The sequence below is a fragment of the Methylobacter sp. genome (assembly GCF_036845245.1).
Lineage (GTDB): Bacteria > Pseudomonadota > Gammaproteobacteria > Methylococcales > Methylomonadaceae > Methylobacter_A.
On the sequence record NZ_DAIUEH010000047.1, the window covers coordinates 14,242 to 30,665 of the forward strand.

The 16,424-nt window shown below is 49.7% G+C and carries 18 protein-coding genes; 12 read left to right on the top strand and 6 right to left on the bottom strand.

Annotated features, from left to right (window positions below):
- Positions 1–23: 23 nt before the first annotated feature.
- Positions 24–392 carry a DUF4365 domain-containing protein gene (locus tag V7051_RS18540; RefSeq protein WP_333877468.1) on the top strand — a complete coding sequence of 123 codons (369 nt, stop codon included), beginning with the start codon at positions 24–26 and terminating at the stop codon, positions 390–392.
- A 65-nt stretch (positions 393–457) separates the two neighbouring features.
- On the opposite strand, the gene V7051_RS18545 is transcribed toward V7051_RS18540, so the two are convergent.
- The 6 genes from V7051_RS18545 to V7051_RS18570 form a co-directional block, all read right to left on the bottom strand.
- Positions 458–1,225, bottom strand: a complete 768-nt coding sequence (locus V7051_RS18545) for an alpha/beta fold hydrolase (RefSeq protein ID WP_333877466.1) — start codon at positions 1,223–1,225, stop codon at positions 458–460.
- Complete coding sequence (locus V7051_RS18550; RefSeq protein WP_333877464.1) at positions 1,218–2,234, bottom strand: M14 family zinc carboxypeptidase; 1,017 nt, start codon at positions 2,232–2,234, stop codon at positions 1,218–1,220. The genes V7051_RS18545 and V7051_RS18550 overlap by 8 nt, the downstream gene beginning before the upstream one ends.
- A 90-nt stretch (positions 2,235–2,324) precedes the next feature.
- Complete coding sequence (gene pssA, locus V7051_RS18555) at positions 2,325–2,837, bottom strand: CDP-diacylglycerol--serine O-phosphatidyltransferase (RefSeq protein ID WP_333877462.1); 513 nt, start codon at positions 2,835–2,837, stop codon at positions 2,325–2,327.
- A 79-nt stretch (positions 2,838–2,916) separates the two neighbouring features.
- Positions 2,917–3,762, bottom strand: a complete 846-nt coding sequence (locus V7051_RS18560; protein ID WP_333877460.1) for a lysophospholipid acyltransferase family protein — start codon at positions 3,760–3,762, stop codon at positions 2,917–2,919.
- The gene (locus tag V7051_RS18565) at positions 3,725–4,585 is read right to left on the bottom strand and encodes a GNAT family N-acetyltransferase (protein WP_333877458.1); all 861 of its coding nucleotides are present in this window, start codon (positions 4,583–4,585) and stop codon (positions 3,725–3,727) included. Before V7051_RS18565 ends, V7051_RS18560 begins: the two co-directional genes overlap by 38 nt.
- A 452-nt stretch (positions 4,586–5,037) precedes the next feature.
- On the bottom strand, positions 5,038–6,180 hold the full coding sequence (locus tag V7051_RS18570) for a J domain-containing protein (RefSeq protein WP_333877456.1): 1,143 nt from the start codon (positions 6,178–6,180) through the stop codon (positions 5,038–5,040).
- A 482-nt stretch (positions 6,181–6,662) separates the two neighbouring features.
- Here V7051_RS18570 and V7051_RS18575 point away from each other — a divergent pair, with 482 nt between their 5' ends.
- The 11 genes from V7051_RS18575 (at position 6,663) to V7051_RS18625 (ending at position 16,314) form a co-directional block, all read left to right on the top strand.
- The gene (locus V7051_RS18575) at positions 6,663–8,033 is read left to right on the top strand and encodes a (Fe-S)-binding protein (RefSeq protein WP_333877454.1); all 1,371 of its coding nucleotides are present in this window, start codon (positions 6,663–6,665) and stop codon (positions 8,031–8,033) included.
- 234 nt (positions 8,034–8,267) lie between these two features.
- Complete coding sequence (locus V7051_RS18580; RefSeq protein WP_333877453.1) at positions 8,268–8,564, top strand: hypothetical protein; 297 nt, start codon at positions 8,268–8,270, stop codon at positions 8,562–8,564.
- 771 nt (positions 8,565–9,335) lie between these two features.
- Positions 9,336–10,430 (top strand): hydrogenase small subunit, encoded by a 1,095-nt coding sequence (locus tag V7051_RS18585; RefSeq protein WP_333877451.1) that lies wholly within the window; start codon positions 9,336–9,338, stop codon positions 10,428–10,430.
- Positions 10,427–12,223 carry a nickel-dependent hydrogenase large subunit gene (locus V7051_RS18590; protein WP_333877449.1) on the top strand — a complete coding sequence of 599 codons (1,797 nt, stop codon included), beginning with the start codon at positions 10,427–10,429 and terminating at the stop codon, positions 12,221–12,223. The genes V7051_RS18585 and V7051_RS18590 overlap by 4 nt, the downstream gene beginning before the upstream one ends.
- 11 nt (positions 12,224–12,234) lie before the next feature.
- Entirely contained in the window at positions 12,235–12,810 is a 576-nt protein-coding gene (locus V7051_RS18595) for a HupE/UreJ family protein (protein WP_333877447.1), read from the top strand.
- 9 nt (positions 12,811–12,819) lie between these two features.
- Positions 12,820–13,518, top strand: coding sequence for a Ni/Fe-hydrogenase, b-type cytochrome subunit (gene cybH, locus V7051_RS18600; protein WP_333877445.1), 699 nt, complete (start codon positions 12,820–12,822; stop codon positions 13,516–13,518).
- A 251-nt stretch (positions 13,519–13,769) separates the two neighbouring features.
- Positions 13,770–14,441, top strand: coding sequence for a HyaD/HybD family hydrogenase maturation endopeptidase (locus tag V7051_RS18605; RefSeq protein ID WP_333877442.1), 672 nt, complete (start codon positions 13,770–13,772; stop codon positions 14,439–14,441).
- A complete protein-coding gene (locus V7051_RS18610; protein ID WP_333877440.1) occupies positions 14,441–14,737 on the top strand; it encodes a HypC/HybG/HupF family hydrogenase formation chaperone in 297 nt (98 codons plus the stop codon). Before V7051_RS18605 ends, V7051_RS18610 begins: the two co-directional genes overlap by 1 nt.
- A complete protein-coding gene (locus V7051_RS18615) occupies positions 14,734–15,150 on the top strand; it encodes a hydrogenase (protein WP_333877438.1) in 417 nt (138 codons plus the stop codon). Before V7051_RS18610 ends, V7051_RS18615 begins: the two co-directional genes overlap by 4 nt.
- A gap of 97 nt (positions 15,151–15,247) precedes the next feature.
- Entirely contained in the window at positions 15,248–16,096 is an 849-nt protein-coding gene (locus tag V7051_RS18620; RefSeq protein ID WP_333877436.1) for a hydrogenase expression/formation protein, read from the top strand.
- Positions 16,093–16,314 (top strand): rubredoxin, encoded by a 222-nt coding sequence (locus V7051_RS18625; RefSeq protein WP_333877434.1) that lies wholly within the window; start codon positions 16,093–16,095, stop codon positions 16,312–16,314. Before V7051_RS18620 ends, V7051_RS18625 begins: the two co-directional genes overlap by 4 nt.
- Positions 16,315–16,424: the final 110 nt, after the last annotated feature.

Sequence of the window (16,424 nt, forward strand, 5' to 3'; positions counted from 1 at the left end):
TAGTCCTTATTTGCTACACGGCGATGTTTGATTACGGCATCGATAGTGAAGTGGAATTTAAAGGCCCGGAAACCGGCGAAGCCAGCGGCAGGAAGATTTATGTGCAGCTTAAAAGCGGCAATTCCTATTTGCGTAGCCGTAAACGCGACGGCAAGGAAATTTTTGACGTAACAAACGACCGGCATTTGCAATATTGGCAAAACCAGCCGGTGGATGTTTATTTAGTGATTCGCCAGCATGACGAAATGCGCGGCGAGGATGTTATCCGCTGGATGAATGTCAGCGAGTATCTTAAACAACGGCAGGATGCACAAAGCAAGCAGTTGGTTTTTTCAGGGAAAAAGCTGGATTTTGCGGAGGTGTGGAAAGTTAGGGATAGATTGTTTGCGTAGGGCGTGCCGTGCGCGCCTTCGTGCCCCCAAAGGCGCGCACGGCGCGCCCTACGCCGAATCTTGTTTTATTGATTGCTCAGCCAATCTTTCAGTTGCAACACTACCCACGGGCCGTCATCCAAGGTTAGGTCGTGGCCTGCCCAGAGATGGCGGCGAAGTTCCAGGTTCCATTTTTTCTGTATCGTTTCCGAGCAGGCCGGTGATACCAGGCGGTCGCCTAATCCATTTAATAATAAAACCGGTTGCTCCGGCTTAGTATCGCCGGGCCGATAAGTGGCGGCCGCCAAAATCTGGCGGAAGCTGTTTTTAAGACTTATCGGATGCTCTTTTTGTATTTTTCCCCAGACACGAGCTATCTTTTTATGCCGATTGCGGCGGTTGCTCGTCAAATGCAAAATCGCCATTTCCCGGTCGTACAAGTCGCGCACCATCGCTAATGCGACAAAATTTCTATAATTTTGCCAGCGTAGCCGATGGTAAAAGGGACTGACATCGGCAAAGCTGGTATTGATCAAAACTGCGCGGCAAATGTCTTGAGGATAGCGGTGCATCCATTCCCAGGCGACCATCGCCCCCAGCGAAAGTGCCAGAATCGTTGCCGGTTGTTGTATCGCACCGCTGTCGAGAGCATGACGGCGTACGCTGTCGGTTATCGCCTTGATTGTGTTTGGACTGGTTTCCCGATGAAAACAACCGGTACCGGGCAAATCCAGCAACGTTATTTGAGCATCCGGAAATGCCGATTGTAATAGGGAAGCAAAATCGCCCCAATGCCCCGACTCACGCGCCAGACCTCTCAGCAGAATCCAGTTTTTTCCCAGCGCTTTATTCATACCAAAAACCTAGCGCTTTTTTTTCATAAGCCGCTTTTTGTCGTGGTTTAAGTTGTGTCCATTTGTCAGGGTACAAAAGACTACGGTATAAAAAATCAAACAGCATGAAATGCCGCCGGAAAATCCGTTGCTGCCGGTGTGGCAGCAGCGGATGAAACAAGCCATGGCGAGAGAAAAGATGCATAGGACTTTTACGCAACCAAAGCCATGAACCCATTTCCAGCGTCAACGGCAGGAATAAACGTTCGGCCTCAAACCGTTGCACAAACTCATCGAACAGGTAATCCCACAGGTCGCCGTTAATCATATATTCCTGACAGGTCGGTTCGATTCTATAGATGTGGTGCCGGTAACAACGATCAAAAAGTTCTTTCAAGGCCAAGGTTTCAGCTAGAAAAGCAAACGGGGTTTTGCGCGAGGCATACGGAAACCATAAGCGATCCTGAATACCGAATCCCGAATGCAAATCCAGGGCGATCGACAACGGAGAATTGAACAGATGTTGTTGCACTACGCGGCATAAAGCTTGCGCTTCTTTTTCCATTTTAGATACGTCGCCGCGATACCAGGGCAGGCGAGGCGTGATGCGATGACCGCTGAAAATACGGGTTGCGCCAATGCCTTCCACAGGCGAATTGCGCATCAGGTCAACGCCGTTACCGTTAGAGCGCGTACCGAGGTAAACGCCGACCGGATTGACGATGGGCACAAAAACCAGCCGGGACTTTTGAAGCCGGGCCAGGAATTCTTCATCCCAGTCCAGCAACTGGCTGATGGTTTCCATATAAGACAAGATGACTTCAGAGCCGATTTTCTCCAGTCCATGCACACCGCCGAAAAGGGCTAATACAGGCATATCGGGCTGAGTCGATCCCAGGGTAATGCAATGGATGGGGAATTCATGATCCTGGTATTGAATTTTTTCTATGACTTCAATTTGGGCGCGGTCGCCTAACTGCTCAATGATACGTTCAAGTTGTTCGAGTTCAGGGAATTTAATGGCAGTCATAAAACCGAATCAGCAGTTATAGTCCGGTACAGCGTTGCTCCCAAAAAAACGGTTGGGGCAATGATTCTCGGATTCAAGTAATGGAGGCGATCAGAATATCCGAGATATTTTAAAGGTGGAAATCATCAGAAATCCCTGAATTAAGAAGACTATCGGCCAATAATTCAGGCTTTGAGGGAAGCTGCCAACCAGCAGAAAAAGTATCGGGAACAGCACACCGTTCACAGTAATAGGTACGCCTTCGAATCCCGGTGCGTCAGAAATATTATAGCGTGCAAGCCTCAGCATGCCGCAGGCGATAAAGAACAAAGCGACTGCAATGCCTAAAACGCCGGGAGAGCTCAGCGAATAAAATAACAAAGCGGGAGCAACGCCAAAAGAGACCAGATCGGACATGGAATCGATTTGTTTGCCGAAAAGATTCTTTTGATGCATCAGGCCGGCTATTTTTCCGTCAAGCACATCAAATACTACCGCCAAAAACAGCAGCAATGCGCTTAAGTAAAAAGAGCCGTCAATTGCCAGCAAAATTGAAAGAATGCCGCAGCACAGGTTGGCAACAGTCAAAATATCAGCAAATTTCATTAAACTTAAAATTTTCATAGCGTATCCTGCGGTTAACGTTTTAACTGTTACAAGCTTATAACGGGCTCGTGACAGAGTGATGAAACTCGGATAACTATTAACCTTGAGATGATTTTAGCGGCTGCGGATCTGACTCATCCGCCGGTAAACCGCCTGAGATTTTTTTCCATATCATGTCTCTTGCTTCAAGACTGACGGTGTGGCGATTTTTTCCTGAGCTGTTAATGACAGGGAGAAAGCTAAGTTTTACCTCGATTTTATCCAGCGTCAGCATCTTGAGTAGATGCGGAACAAAACCGTCGTCACCGACAAAAGGCGCCTGTTCTTTGGCCGCGCCTTGATATTGAAGGACTACGGGCTGAATGGCTGACTTGGTTAGCAGGGCCGGCTGAAATAAAGAGGAATGAAAGTGTAAAACCTCATCGCCTTTAGTCGTCGTTCCTTCAGGAAAAGCAATAATCTTGCTGTTTTGTTTCAATAGCCAAGCCATTTTCTCGGCAGTGGTTCGGATATGCTGTTTGTCACCGCGACGGATAAAAATAGTGCCGCCTTGTCTGGCCAGATAACCGATCACAGGCCAGCTGGAAATATCGCTCTTGGCGATAAAATAAGCCGGTAAATATTGGCCGATAACAATGATGTCCAGCCAGGAGATATGATTGCTGACCAGAATGGCGCGTCGTTCCGGCAACTCGCCGTCTTGGATGATATGCAAGTTAACAATGGCGCTGAACTTTTGTAGCCAGCGAGTTTTGATCGTATTCTTTTTGATTTTTGCGTCGCGCGCCGAATAAAAAAAATCAAATGCGGGAAAAACACCCGCAGCCAGCATGAGCCCATGGATAAACAGGGCGACGATCAGCAGAAGTTTGTAATACAGCCGTATTTTCGATTTCATTGCCGGCCTACTGCGCCGCACCCGTTCCAGACTGGTCTGCGGCATATACACCATCCTTGGCGTTAAAACCTCTCATATAATGCTTGCTGTAGCGCTCTTGCAATTGATCGAGCGGTAACAGCATGAATAAATCCATACAGTTAAAGTCTTCATCCCAGCAAGGTTCGCCGCAAACCATGGCGCCGAAACGAAAATAAGCCTTCAATAAAGGAGGAATGCCCGACTCGTCCCGTTCGCATCTTAATTGGTCTGGCACCGGTATGCTGGGGCTGACTTGAATAGAGGAGGGCGCAATATTTTTTTCATCGATATTTCGATATACCGCATCAATGGCAAAACCGCTGGGGCCCGGAGTAATGCTGGCGCAACCGAGTAAATAATTAAACTGGCCTTCAAGCGCGTATTGAACCAGTGCCGACCAAAGCGTGGTTAAAACCGCGCCGCCGCGATAATCAGGATCAACGCAAGTTCTACCTATTTCCAGGAAACGGCCGGGTAATGTTAATACCTGATCCAGATTGAATTCGCTTTGAGAATAAAATCGGCCGAGGCGTTCCGCTTGGTCCTGGTTAAGCAGGCGCGTGTAACCGACTATTTTTTTATTGGCGTTGTCATAGACAATCAAATGATCGCAATAGCTATCCACCTCATCATAATCCAGGCCTTCCGATTCGGTTTTGAGCTTTGCGCCCATCTCTTTGGCAAACACACGAAAACGCAATGCCTGGGCTTCTTGTATTAGCGTTTCCGAGTCTGCCGCCGCGCCCGCTCCCGGCTGGCCTGCGGCATACACACCATCCTTGGCGATAACAAAACATTCCAATCGTTTGGATGGTTTGAGCTGTATTACTGCATCTGTGTTTTTCATCGGTATCCACATGGCTAAATAAAGATAGGAATACCTTAAAGAATCAAGGTGTCAGTTGTGTGTCGGGTTCATGAATTTCAAATGACAGAATGATGAAGTTTTGATGACAGGCTGTTTGCGTGGTTGAGCTGATTCCCCATATTCCGGCGGGGAGTACAGGCACTAAAAGTAGGCGCTTTACGACTGCAAGGATGCAGGAGGTAGAGCAATGCTGGAGTCAATTGCCGAGGCGAAGCTTGCACTGGGTAGGGAGGCCTGGGTGATTTGAAGATATGTTGATAACCCGCCTTAGTCCAGGCGGGTGAGCTGTGAAAAGTTATGTAGATCCAGCGTAATCAGGCCATTAGTTTAATATGCCAAGTTCTGAATTCTTTTATTGAACTTTAAGGGTTCGTTGTTGATGAATGTGATGCTCACCTTATACGTTGAATCGATCAAATCAACAGGCGTGCTTATTTAAATCCAAACGGCATCAAGCCGCCAAAGAACAAGTCATCAAAATCGTCGTGGATAGGGCTTTTCGGAACTTTGTAATTTTTTAGCCATGCTTTAAACAAAACGGGATTTTGAAAAGCTTCTAGGTCGTGTTGAATGGCATCTATATCTGCCTGCAATGCTCGGGTATCGTTTTTCAACATTGACATCAATTGCTTGGGTGATAGCGGTGCATAAAAAGGCATGTTTAAATCCAATTTGAACATGTTTTCTATTTGATGCGTTTCTTGATCTAACTCAGATAACTGCTCTTTTAGTATCTTATTGAAATATTTCAGACGGCTGTCGGCAATATTGCTTAAATGCGCCGGATCGATTTGCTCAATTTCCAACTGTAATTCGAGTAACTGCAATAGATCTTTTTTGCCGTAAGCGGTGTTTACGCGTTGCATCAATTCCGTTTTGCGTTCACGTTCCTGTGCATCCGGTTCCCGGTCAGGATGTAGTACGGCAACCAATTTACGGTAAACCTCTTGAACCGATTTACTTGCCAATGCCTCTTCTTGTTGTTGGTGCGCTTCTTTTTCCAATTGCTTTTTGGTTTTTTTACGCTCTTTAACAGGCGGTGCTTGCTCACGCAGCTTTTCCTGCAAATGGGCGTGGAATTTTTCCGGCGAACTGATATCGACATCATCACCCAGATCCACATTAAACATACCTTCGGCAATGCTTTTCATCAGATCGCCAACAGCGGATTCAGTTTCCTGATTAAGGGTATCGTAATCTTCATCACTGTACTTGTTGAATAAAGGCTTCAGTTCATCTTTATTAAACTCGGCAATTAAATCCCCGGATACTTCGCAAATGAGATGCTTGATTTTTAATTTATCCGTCTTTTTGAATAGCGGCATATCGTATAACTGATCCAATAATCCCACCCACTCTGATTTATGGTTATTTAAAACATCTTCTAACGGTTCGTATTCCTGATTTATCTGTTGACGATATGAAGGAATGGTTTCTTTCCACTCAAGCAGCAGTTTTTTTTGCTTATCGATTTTTTTAGTCAGGCTATTAAACTGTTTTTGAGCGCTAGATAAGGTCTTTTTTTCCTCGGCTTTCGGGATAATGCTGACTGTTTTGTTTTTAGGTCTGGGCATGGTGTTAACCTCATGGTTGAATGGATAAAAATGAGAAAGATCACTCGGCCTATTTAGAAGTCGCCGAACTTCAGCGTTGGGATAAATTATGCAGATAAAGCCCGGTAAAAAGCAGGCTGTTTTGATAAGCATTATGTTATCAAAATATTCGGCAGGTTATGCTTGGTATTTGTAGTCGCTTTGTTGTGCGAATGGTTAGGTTTGTATTTTGGCATGATGATTGACCTTGTTAATCCGAGTGGCATTGACTCATCTTTTTAGACGACAAATGCACTTACACAACAGGTTGTATTCAAGTCCTTTTATTTATATGCACCTCACAGAGCTCAGTCTATTTTGCAAGATAATATTGTCGTAAAGCGGCTTTAACTGGGCCGATTGTCGGTTTTTCGACAGAATGAATAGCCTCGCTTCCCGGTGCAACAGCATTTTGTACATGGCGTTGTTTTTGCTTGGCAGCATTATTTCACCAGTAAATAACGATGAAACTTTTTCTTGATTGGTCCGGTTATCAAAACGCCGGCATGGGCGATGCTTATGCCGATATTCCGAAGAGCGGCGGCGATTTTGCCAAGGCAGTGGCCGTCTGCATCGGCAGCCGTCAGTGCGAACAGTTCGATAAAGGCGTGATGTGCCCGAGTTTTAAAGTAACCGGCAATCCCGCGTTGTCGCCGGGCGGCAGGGTCAAATTGTTAAAAACGGCATTAAACGCGGCTGACGATAAGGCGCTGTTCGATGCTGAACTGGCCGAGGCGATGAGCCTGTGCGTCAGCTGCAAAGGCTGTAAGCGCGAGTGTGAAAATGAAGTCGATATGGCGCTGATCAAAGCCGAATATTTGGCTCAACGCCGTCAAGCGGATGGATTGTCTTTGCGCCATATTCTGTGGGCGCATCTGCCGAAACTATTATGTTGGCCGCCGGTTAGAAAGCTGGTGATCTGGCGCAATCGTTATGGCTGGCTGGCGCGGATCGTCGAGCGATTGCTGGGCATAGCGGCCCAGGCGCCGTTGCCGGTTCCCGCCGAGCATGACAGCCGGGAAAAGCCCGTTGCGGAAAATGCGTTTTATCCTGAATCAACAACGCCGGTTCGCGAAGTCGTACTGTTCGTTGACACATTTAACCTCCATTTCAACCCAGCCGTGGCCGAAGCCGCTGTCAATCTGCTCAATGCAGCAGGCTATTCGGTACAGATTGCCGGTGCGGACGAGAATAACCCGACATCGCTGTGCTGCGGGCGCACCTATTTTTCCAACGGCATGATAGACCAGGCCCGGAACGAAGCCACCCGGTTGTTGCAAGCACTGCGGCCGCATATTGACGCCGGTCGCTGGATCGTCGGCCTGGAGCCGTCGTGCATACTCAGCTTGCGCGACGAATACCTGAAATTGGGGCTGGGTGAAACGGCGGCCAAGCTGGCGGAACGGGTGTTGTTGCTGGAAGAGTTTATCGCCAGGGAACAAACCGGTAAACGCTGGCCGCTGGCTTTCAAGACCGGCGGTGAACGTGTCCTGGTACATGGCCATTGCCATCAAAAAGCCGTCGGCGCGATGAAGGCGATGCGCAAAGTCCTGAAAACCGTGGACGGTCTTGATTTCGAACTGATCGAGTCGTCCTGCTGCGGCATGGCCGGACATTTCGGGCTGGAAGCGGAGCATTACGCCGATTCGCAAGCCATGGCCGAACTGGCGCTGTTTCCGGCTTTGCGCGCCGAACCGCAAGCGGCGATAGTCGCCAATGGTTTTTCCTGTCAGCAACAGATCAATAACGGCGGTTTTAGCAAGCCGAAGCATATCGCTGAAATTCTCTACGCAGCTATTACAGTAAAGCAGAAACTCGATAGAGACCTCCCGTAGTGACTCGCGGAATGGTTGCTCGATAATGAACAGTTGTTGTGCAGTATTGATGGATTACCGACAAATTGTTGCGAAAAATATCAAGCCGCGTATGTTGAAAAATAAATTAGTATTAAAAATCAACTTGTTAAATATTAAAGTAAGGTGGCATTCTAATTGCTTGCCAAAAAACATGAGTACCGGTATCACTCAGATGCATGTACTTGTGTTTTTCAATAATAGCGAGGTATTGTTATGTTCGAAGTTACTCTGTTGTTCCTGGTTATGCTTTTAATTACTGCATTTGCTTTTTTACCATTGGGTGGCACAAAATCTTCCCAACCCTCTGACGCAGCCTGTGATTCCTGCTCGAATTCAGAATTGAGTGTTTCCGAGGATTCAACAGGCACGCAAAATTTTCTCACTCATCTGCAAAATGAAATTGAATCCGCTCTTTTTCCGCGTCCTACCGACTCTATCCTGCAGCGTCATTACGATACGTTGGTTAGCGCCGAACTGGAGAACCGTCTGGCGGCAATGCCGGATTCATAATTGATGACTACGAAGCACCAAACTAAATCGCTAATGATTGCGGTGCTTGCACTCGGTCTAAGTAAGCTTTCCGGCAGGCGGTAAATAAGTACGTATCTCCGGGAAACATAAGCGCGAATATAGTTTGGCGTAATTGTTATCTTTTGAATCTTCATGAGAGGCGGGTTAAGGGGCGCGACATGTGACTTCACTGTTCGCGTGTCTTAACCCGCCTGACTTCTGCCAAAAGCAGGTTTAGCGTCTCTAAATTATCATTTAAGTAGTAACCGAAAAGTCGGATGGACTTACCGTACCGGATTTAACAATCGACTCTTCAAAATACGAAGCGATCACTAGGTCGTCGATGGCTTCGATGCTTGTATTCGGTTATATGTAGGCTTTACTGCAAAGCGCTGTTCTTTTTGTCGCATTTGTTGTTTAGCAGACATTAAATGATCTTCCCTTGTCTCCCTCGGCATTATTTCTCCCACAAATACAAAGGTTTCTTGGCTAGCGCTGATTCGGCATAGATGTTGCTCCAGCAATGTGGGGCGACGTCGGCTGGATAACGGTGGCGATCGTTGCTTAGAGATAATAAAAAATTAAGCATAATAACAATAAGCGCTTCCAAGCGACTTCGGTACACGCCGAATAAAACGGTTACCCGCCATGCCTTGGCCGGTTTCATGTCGGTAAAGATCGAGTGTTTTGGAAACGCGGCATTGAAGAGCGTTCAAGATCATTTGCCGGTCGTGCATTCTTCAAGTAGCCAAATACACCAGGAGTTCCTGAATGAATGAAACCTTTTATGATGTCATGCGCAGGCAGGGCATCACGCGCCGCAGTTTTCTCAAGTTTTGCAGCCTGACCGCTGCCTCGTTAGGACTTTCCCCGGCTTTCGCTCCTAAAATCGCTCATGCGATGGAGACCAAGCCGCGCATTCCGGTGTTGTGGCTGCATGGCCTGGAATGTACTTGTTGTTCCGAATCGTTTATTCGCTCAGGCCATCCTTTAGCCAAGGATGTGATTCTGTCGATGTTGTCATTAGATTATGACGACACCATCATGGCGGCGGCAGGTCATAACGCCGAAGCCATCGTCGATGAAATCGTCGAAAAATATAAAGGCAACTATATCCTGGCTGTGGAAGGCAACGCGCCGTTGGCCGAAGACGGCATGTATTGCATCATCGGCGGCAAACCGTTCGTCGAGCAGCTCAAATACGCGGCCGAAAGCTGCAAGGCGATTATTTCCTGGGGATCTTGCGCATCCTGGGGCTGCGTACAGGCTGCACATCCCAATCCGACCCGCGCGACGCCGACCCATAAAATACCCGGCCTGGCCGACAAGCCGATTATCAAAGTACCCGGCTGCCCGCCTATTGCCGAAGTGATGACTGCCGTGGTCGCTTATCTGCTGACTTTCGAAAAACTGCCGACCTTGGATCGTCAAGGCCGCCCGCAAATGTTTTACAGCCAGCGCATCCACGATAAATGTTATCGGCGTCCGCATTTCGATGCCGGACAGTTTGTCGAACATTGGGATGACGAAGGCGCACGGCAAGGACATTGTTTGTACAAAATGGGCTGCAAAGGCCCGACCACGTATAACGCCTGCTCGACGGTGCGCTGGAATGAAGGCACATCGTTTCCGATTCAGGCCGGCCATGGCTGTATCGGCTGTTCTGAGGACGGTTTCTGGGATAAGGGCGGCTTTTACCAGCGCCTGACCGATATTAACGATTTTAGTATCGAAGCCAACGCCGACGCGGTCGGCGGTACCGCAGCAGCCGTAGTCGGCGTCGGCATTGCCGCGCATGCCGGATTGACTGCGTTGAATCGTTCTAAAAAACCGGACGCTAACCAATCAGGAGCAGATCAACAATGACAGTTACAAATACCCCCAACGGCTTTAACCTGAATGACGCAGGCCGTCGCGTCGTGGTCGACCCGGTTACCCGTATCGAAGGCCACATGCGCTGTGAAGTCAACATCGACGAAGACAACATCATCCGCAACGCAATCTCCAGTGGCACCATGTGGCGCGGTCTGGAAGTGATCTTAAAAGGCCGCGACCCGCGCGACGCCTGGGCTTTCGTACAGCGCATCTGCGGCGTCTGCACCGGCACCCATGCGTTGACTTCGGTGCGCGCGGTCGAGGATGCGTTAAAAATTACGATTCCTGAAAATGCCAATTCGATCCGCAACCTGATGCAGCTAAGCTTGCAGGTGCAGGATCACTTAGTGCATTTTTATCATTTGCATGCGCTGGACTGGGTTAACCCGGTTAATGCGCTGAAAGCCGATCCGGTTGCGACCTCGGCGTTGCAACAAAAGATTTCGCCGCATAATCCAAAATCGTCGCCCGGTTATTTCCGCGATACCCAAAACCGTTTGCTGAAGTTTGTCGAGTCCGGCCAATTAGGCCCGTTCAAGAATGGCTATTGGACCAATCCGGCTTATTTGTTGCCGCCGGAAGCCGATCTGATGGCGGTCACGCATTATCTGGAAGCGTTGGATTTTCAAAAAGACATCATGAAAATCCGCACCATTTTCGGCGGCAAAGACCCGCATCCGAACTGGCTGGTCGGCGGCGTGCCGTGTGCGATCAATATCGACGGCGTCGGCGCCAGCGGTGCGATTAACATGGAGCGCTTGAATCTGGTGTCGTCGCTGATCGATCGCACGATCACGTTTATCGACCAGGTTTACATCCCCGATTTACTGGCTATTGCAGGGTTCTACAAAGGCTGGATGTACGGCGGCGGTATTTCCGGACAAAGCCTGTTGTCTTATGGAGACATCCCCGATAACGCGAACGACTATTCTGCATCGAATTTATTGATGCCGCGCGGCGCGATCATCAACGGCGATTTGACCAAAGTTCATGAAGTCGATTTGACCGATCCCGAGCAAATCAAGGAATTCATTCCGCACTCCTGGTACAAATACCCGGACGAATCGCTGGGCTTGCATCCTTGGGACGGCGTTACCGAACCTAACTACAAGCTGGGGCCGAACACCAAAGGCGACCGTACTCATATCAAGGAACTGGATGAAGCGGCCAAATATTCCTGGATCAAGGCCCCACGCTGGCGCGGTCATGCGATGGAAGTCGGCCCGTTGGCGCGCTATGTGATCGGCTATGCGCAAGGCAACAAGGAAATTACCGAGCAAATCAATTTCGTGTTGAAGACGCTGGATGTACCGGTTACCGCGTTGTTCTCGACTTTGGGCAGGACCGCTGCTCGCGGTTTGGAAGCGCAATGGGCGGCAGGCAAGATGCGCTACTTCATGGACAAGATGATCGCCAATATCAAATCCGGCGATTTGGCGACCGCGAACGTCGCGAAATGGGACCCGGAAACCTGGCCGAGCAGCGTCAAAGGCGTCGGCTTTACCGAAGCGCCGCGCGGTGCGTTGGGGCATTGGCTGAAAATCGAAAATACCAAAATTGCCAATTATCAATGCGTAGTGCCGACCACCTGGAACGGTTCGCCACGTGACGAGAAAGGCAATATCGGCGCATTCGAAGCGGCATTGATGAATACCAAGGTCGAGCGTCCGGAGGAACCGGTGGAAATCCTGCGCACCTTGCACAGTTTCGATCCTTGCCTGGCCTGTTCGACGCATATCATCAGCCCGGACGGCACCGAATTAACCCAAGTTAAAGTACGCTGAGGAGCTTGATTATGAAAAGAATACTATTGATCGCAGGACTTATCGCGTTTTCCCAGGCCGCTTCGGCGCATACCGGCTTGTTGCCGACTGGCGGTTTCAGTCACGGTTTCCAGCATCCGTTTTTGGGTCTGGATCATTTCCTGGCGATGCTAGGATTGGGTTTATGGGCGAGCGGTCAAAGCCGTTCGCTTGCCCGGCAGGCGATTGGCGTATTTTTGTCGTTTATGATTGTAGGGGCGCTGTTGGGCTTAGCCGGCTTTGGTTTTGCTTATGTTGAAACGGCTATTTTGTTTTCGCTGTTGTTGGTCGGCGTAGCGCTAAGCTTCGGCACGGCTAGATTATCGGAGGCGGTTATCCTGACTTCGATTGCTGCCTTTGCCTCAATGCACGGACTGGCGCACGGTAGCGAAATGCCGGTTGACGCTTCGGCATACGCTTATATCGGAGGGTTTGTATCGGCTACGGCGGTTTTGCATGTTTCCGGACTGGCTTTGGGCTGGATTGCGCAACGTATCAATGTGGCCGGTTTGATCCATATTTACGGAACCATGACCGGTTTGATCGGTGCTTGGTTGTTGCTTGCATAAGGAACGGCCATGACTGATTCAACATCTCAACCTGTTTACGTCTACGAAAAACCGGTACGGCTCTGGCACAGCTTGAACGCCTTGGTCATCGTCGCATTGACCGTAACAGGCTATTTAATCGCCTCGCCGCTCGCATCGGTCGGCGGCGAAGCGTCCGATCATTTCGTGATGGGCTATGTACGATTTCTGCATTTCGCCGCCGGCTACCTGTTGGCGATAGGATTGCTGTTTCGGGCTTACTGGGCCTATGCCGGTAACGAACATGCCCGCCAAATCTTTATGCCGCCTTTGTTGTCGTGGGAATTCTGGCTGGGTGTCGGCCATGAAATATTGTGGTATGCCTTTTTGGTTAAGGAGCCGAAAAAGTATATCGGCCATAATCCTTTAGCCGTGCTATCCATGCATTTCATCTTTGTTTGGGGCGCGCTGTTTATGATTGTCACCGGTTTTGCGCTTTACGGCGAAGGCACTGGGCAGGGCAGTTGGCAGCATGCAATGTTTAGCAGCTGGGTGCTGCCGATTTTCGGCGACAGCCAAAATCTGCATAGCTGGCATCATCTGGCTATGTGGCTGATCGTTTGTTTTGTGCTGATCCATGTCTATGTCGCGGTGCGCGAGGATAAATTATCGCGGCAGAGCATGTTGTCCACGATAGTGACCGGCTGGCGCACTTTCAAAGACGATAAACCGGTAGATGATGTTCATTGATTTTGTCCACGAAAAGCACGAAAGATACGAAAAAAGCCTGCTGATATGTAGACCTTCCAGGTTTTTAAAACCTGGAAGGTCTAGCTGGCAACGTTCTGAACAGGCGGGGTTCGAAAGTTCGCTCGTTCCCCGGCTCCAGCTTTGGGAACGTAGTCTAGGAAGCAGGAGTTTGGGAGCCAGAAAAATCAGTGTTTATCCGTATTCCGTTTCTTTTGGTGTCTTTCGTGGACAATTAATTTTCAGGATTAACCATGAACATTTTATTACTGGGCATAGGCAACGTACTTTGGGCCGACGAAGGCTTCGGCGTTCGCGTGATTGAACGCCTGCAAAAAAACTACCGTTTTCCCGATTGCGTCAAAGTCATGGACGGCGGCACTCAAGGCGTTTACCTGGTCGAGCATGTCCAAGCCGCTGATGTGTTGGTCGTGTTCGATGCGATCGATTATAGACTGCCGCCCGGCACATTAAAGCGGATAGAAAACGATGATGTACCGAAGTTTCTCGGCGCAAAAAAAATGAGCCTGCATCAAACCGGATTTCAGGAAGTGCTGGCGATGGCGCAAATGTTGGGCAGCTATCCGCAACACTTGCTGTTGATCGGCGTACAGCCCGAAGAGTTGGACGACTACGGCGGCAGCTTGAGGCCAATGGTTAAGGCGCAAATTCAACCGGCGATAGATATGGCGCTTACTTATCTGCAAGCTTTCGGCATCCCTGCGGAAACAACTGACAGCGATGGCGATTTGGTTGACCCGGTGCTGAACATACAACGCTACGAACAGGAACGCCCGACAGCTGCCGAAGCCTGCCGGATCGGCGACGACCGGGTGCTGCAGGTTGAAGGCTTTGAGTTGCGCCCGCGGAAGTCTGCCGACGAGCGTACGGTGCAGGTTGATGTCGATTATCGGGGTAAATACTGATGTGCATCGGCATCCCGATGCAAGTTGTCGAGACGCATGGCGAATCGGCGCGCTGCCTTTATCGCGGACAGGAAAGCCTGATCGACATGATGCTGGTCGGCCCTCAACCTGCCGGTACTTGGCTGCTGGTTTTTCTCGATACAGCCCGTGAAGTAATTAGCGAACAAAAAGCCAAGCAAATCGCCGATGCGCTGGAAGCTATGCGTCTGGCGATGCAGGGCGACAATCGAATAGATCATTTATTTCCCGACCTTGTAGGCAGGGAACCGCAATTGCCGGAGTTTTTAAAATCATGACATCGCCGCTGCTTGAGCAACTGCAAACCCGCCACGGCTATCCATTGTTGGACGCGGACAGTTACGATCATTTCGTTTACGGCAATGAAAATGTCGTGCTGTTTTTTTGCAACGAACCCACCCAGTTTCCCGAAAGCAGCGATGTTGCGGTGATCTTGCCGGAGTTGGTCAAAGTATTTAGCGATCAGCTGCAAGCGGCAGTCATTGCCAAAGCCATTGAACGCGAATTGCAGGCGCGGTTTCGTTTTACCGGTTGGCCGTCATTGGTGTTTTTGCGTAACGGCGAGTATTTGGGCGTCATCACCGGCATCCGCAACTGGCATGAGTTTATGCAGGAAACCGCAGGGATTTTGGCTTCCGAGCCCAGCCAGCCGCCCGGCTTCGATTTGGATAAAGTATGCGGCGGTCATTAAATAAAGTAGGGCGCGCCGTGCGCGCCAGAGTTGCACGAAACCTTCAAACTTGGGAAAAGGCGCGCACGGCGCGCCCTACCGAATAATCACGATCATTATGACTTCTATATCACTCCCAATTTTCGGTCAAGGCAGCCAACCGTCGGAAGAAGACGGCGTTGCATTGGAATATCTGCAAATGCCGCAGGAAATGACCACTTATGCCATGCCGCAAATTTCTACGGATTTAAACGCACAGGATTTGGCACAGGCTAAAACCATTTTGCTGAAATTGCAGCAGAATCTGGCAGCTTTTCCTTCGCTTTCCGAACCTATTGAATTAACAAAGCTGAATGCAGACAACCGGCGGTTTATCGACGAACTGCTCGGCGAAGGCGAAGTCAGCGTGATCTGTTCCGGCGCGCAAAGCATCCGCATCCAGGAATCGGTATTGGCCGGAGTTTGGCGCTTACAAAAACTCAATGTCCAGCGGCAGATTGTCGATGATGCGCTGGAAGTCGGCATTATCCCGCAGCAGCTCTCGCAATCGGCCTTTAACGGTACGGCAGCACAAATCGATACCCGCTGGACTGCGTTGCCGCCGGGCGTAATGAATGCGCCGCCGCTACTGGCCGAACTGAACGCCAAAATCGCCGAATACCGGCCGGGCGGCGAAGCGCACACCATCAATCTGAGCCTGTTGCCGCAGACGGAGCAGGATCTGGCGTTTTTGGCGCAACGCTTGGGCGGCGGTTCGGTGACGATATTGTCTCGCGGCTACGGCAACTGCCGGATCACCGCCACCGGCACCACTTTCGTCTGGTGGGTGCAATATTTCAATTCGGAAGATACCTTGATTCTCAATACCCTGGAAGTCAGCGATGTACCCAGCGTGGCCTGCGCTTCGCCGGAAGATATAGCCGACAGCCAAGAGCGTTTGCAGGAGATACTTAAGGTGTATTTATGAATGACTCCTTTTTCGCCGGAGCCTTCGGCAGCGACGCCTCGAAGTTGCCGCCGCAAACCCGGCTGGAGTGCAAAATCTGTTGGTATGCGTACGATCCGGCAGTCGGTGACGAGGTCTGGCAAATACCGCCCGGCACGGCTTTTTCTGAATTACCCGATCATTGGAGCTGTCCTGAGTGCGATAGTAAAAAACAGGATTTTTTGGTGTTGGATGATTGATTATGTTGTGTCAGGGTATTTACTCACCACGAAGGCAAGAACGACTGCATAGATGCAGGAGGTAGAGCAATGCAGGAGCTATTGCCGAGAACACGAAGAAAAAACTCGTT

Bases quoted from the DNA above. Each gene is read 5' to 3' on its own strand.
- V7051_RS18540 (WP_333877468.1), top strand. From the start codon at position 24: ATGTTTGATTACGGCATCGATAGTGAAGTGGAATTTAAAGGCCCGGAA.
- V7051_RS18545 (WP_333877466.1), bottom strand. From the start codon at position 1,225: ATGAATAAAGCGCTGGGAAAAAACTGGATTCTGCTGAGAGGTCTGGCG.
- V7051_RS18550 (WP_333877464.1), bottom strand. From the start codon at position 2,234: ATGACTGCCATTAAATTCCCTGAACTCGAACAACTTGAACGTATCATT.
- pssA (WP_333877462.1), bottom strand. From the start codon at position 2,837: ATGAAAATTTTAAGTTTAATGAAATTTGCTGATATTTTGACTGTTGCC.
- V7051_RS18560 (WP_333877460.1), bottom strand. From the start codon at position 3,762: ATGCCGCAGACCAGTCTGGAACGGGTGCGGCGCAGTAGGCCGGCAATG.
- V7051_RS18565 (WP_333877458.1), bottom strand. From the start codon at position 4,585: ATGAAAAACACAGATGCAGTAATACAGCTCAAACCATCCAAACGATTG.
- V7051_RS18570 (WP_333877456.1), bottom strand. From the start codon at position 6,180: ATGCCCAGACCTAAAAACAAAACAGTCAGCATTATCCCGAAAGCCGAG.
- V7051_RS18575 (WP_333877454.1), top strand. From the start codon at position 6,663: ATGAAACTTTTTCTTGATTGGTCCGGTTATCAAAACGCCGGCATGGGC.
- V7051_RS18580 (WP_333877453.1), top strand. From the start codon at position 8,268: ATGTTCGAAGTTACTCTGTTGTTCCTGGTTATGCTTTTAATTACTGCA.
- V7051_RS18585 (WP_333877451.1), top strand. From the start codon at position 9,336: ATGAATGAAACCTTTTATGATGTCATGCGCAGGCAGGGCATCACGCGC.
- V7051_RS18590 (WP_333877449.1), top strand. From the start codon at position 10,427: ATGACAGTTACAAATACCCCCAACGGCTTTAACCTGAATGACGCAGGC.
- V7051_RS18595 (WP_333877447.1), top strand. From the start codon at position 12,235: ATGAAAAGAATACTATTGATCGCAGGACTTATCGCGTTTTCCCAGGCC.
- cybH (WP_333877445.1), top strand. From the start codon at position 12,820: ATGACTGATTCAACATCTCAACCTGTTTACGTCTACGAAAAACCGGTA.
- V7051_RS18605 (WP_333877442.1), top strand. From the start codon at position 13,770: ATGAACATTTTATTACTGGGCATAGGCAACGTACTTTGGGCCGACGAA.
- V7051_RS18610 (WP_333877440.1), top strand. From the start codon at position 14,441: ATGTGCATCGGCATCCCGATGCAAGTTGTCGAGACGCATGGCGAATCG.
- V7051_RS18615 (WP_333877438.1), top strand. From the start codon at position 14,734: ATGACATCGCCGCTGCTTGAGCAACTGCAAACCCGCCACGGCTATCCA.
- V7051_RS18620 (WP_333877436.1), top strand. From the start codon at position 15,248: ATGACTTCTATATCACTCCCAATTTTCGGTCAAGGCAGCCAACCGTCG.
- V7051_RS18625 (WP_333877434.1), top strand. From the start codon at position 16,093: ATGAATGACTCCTTTTTCGCCGGAGCCTTCGGCAGCGACGCCTCGAAG.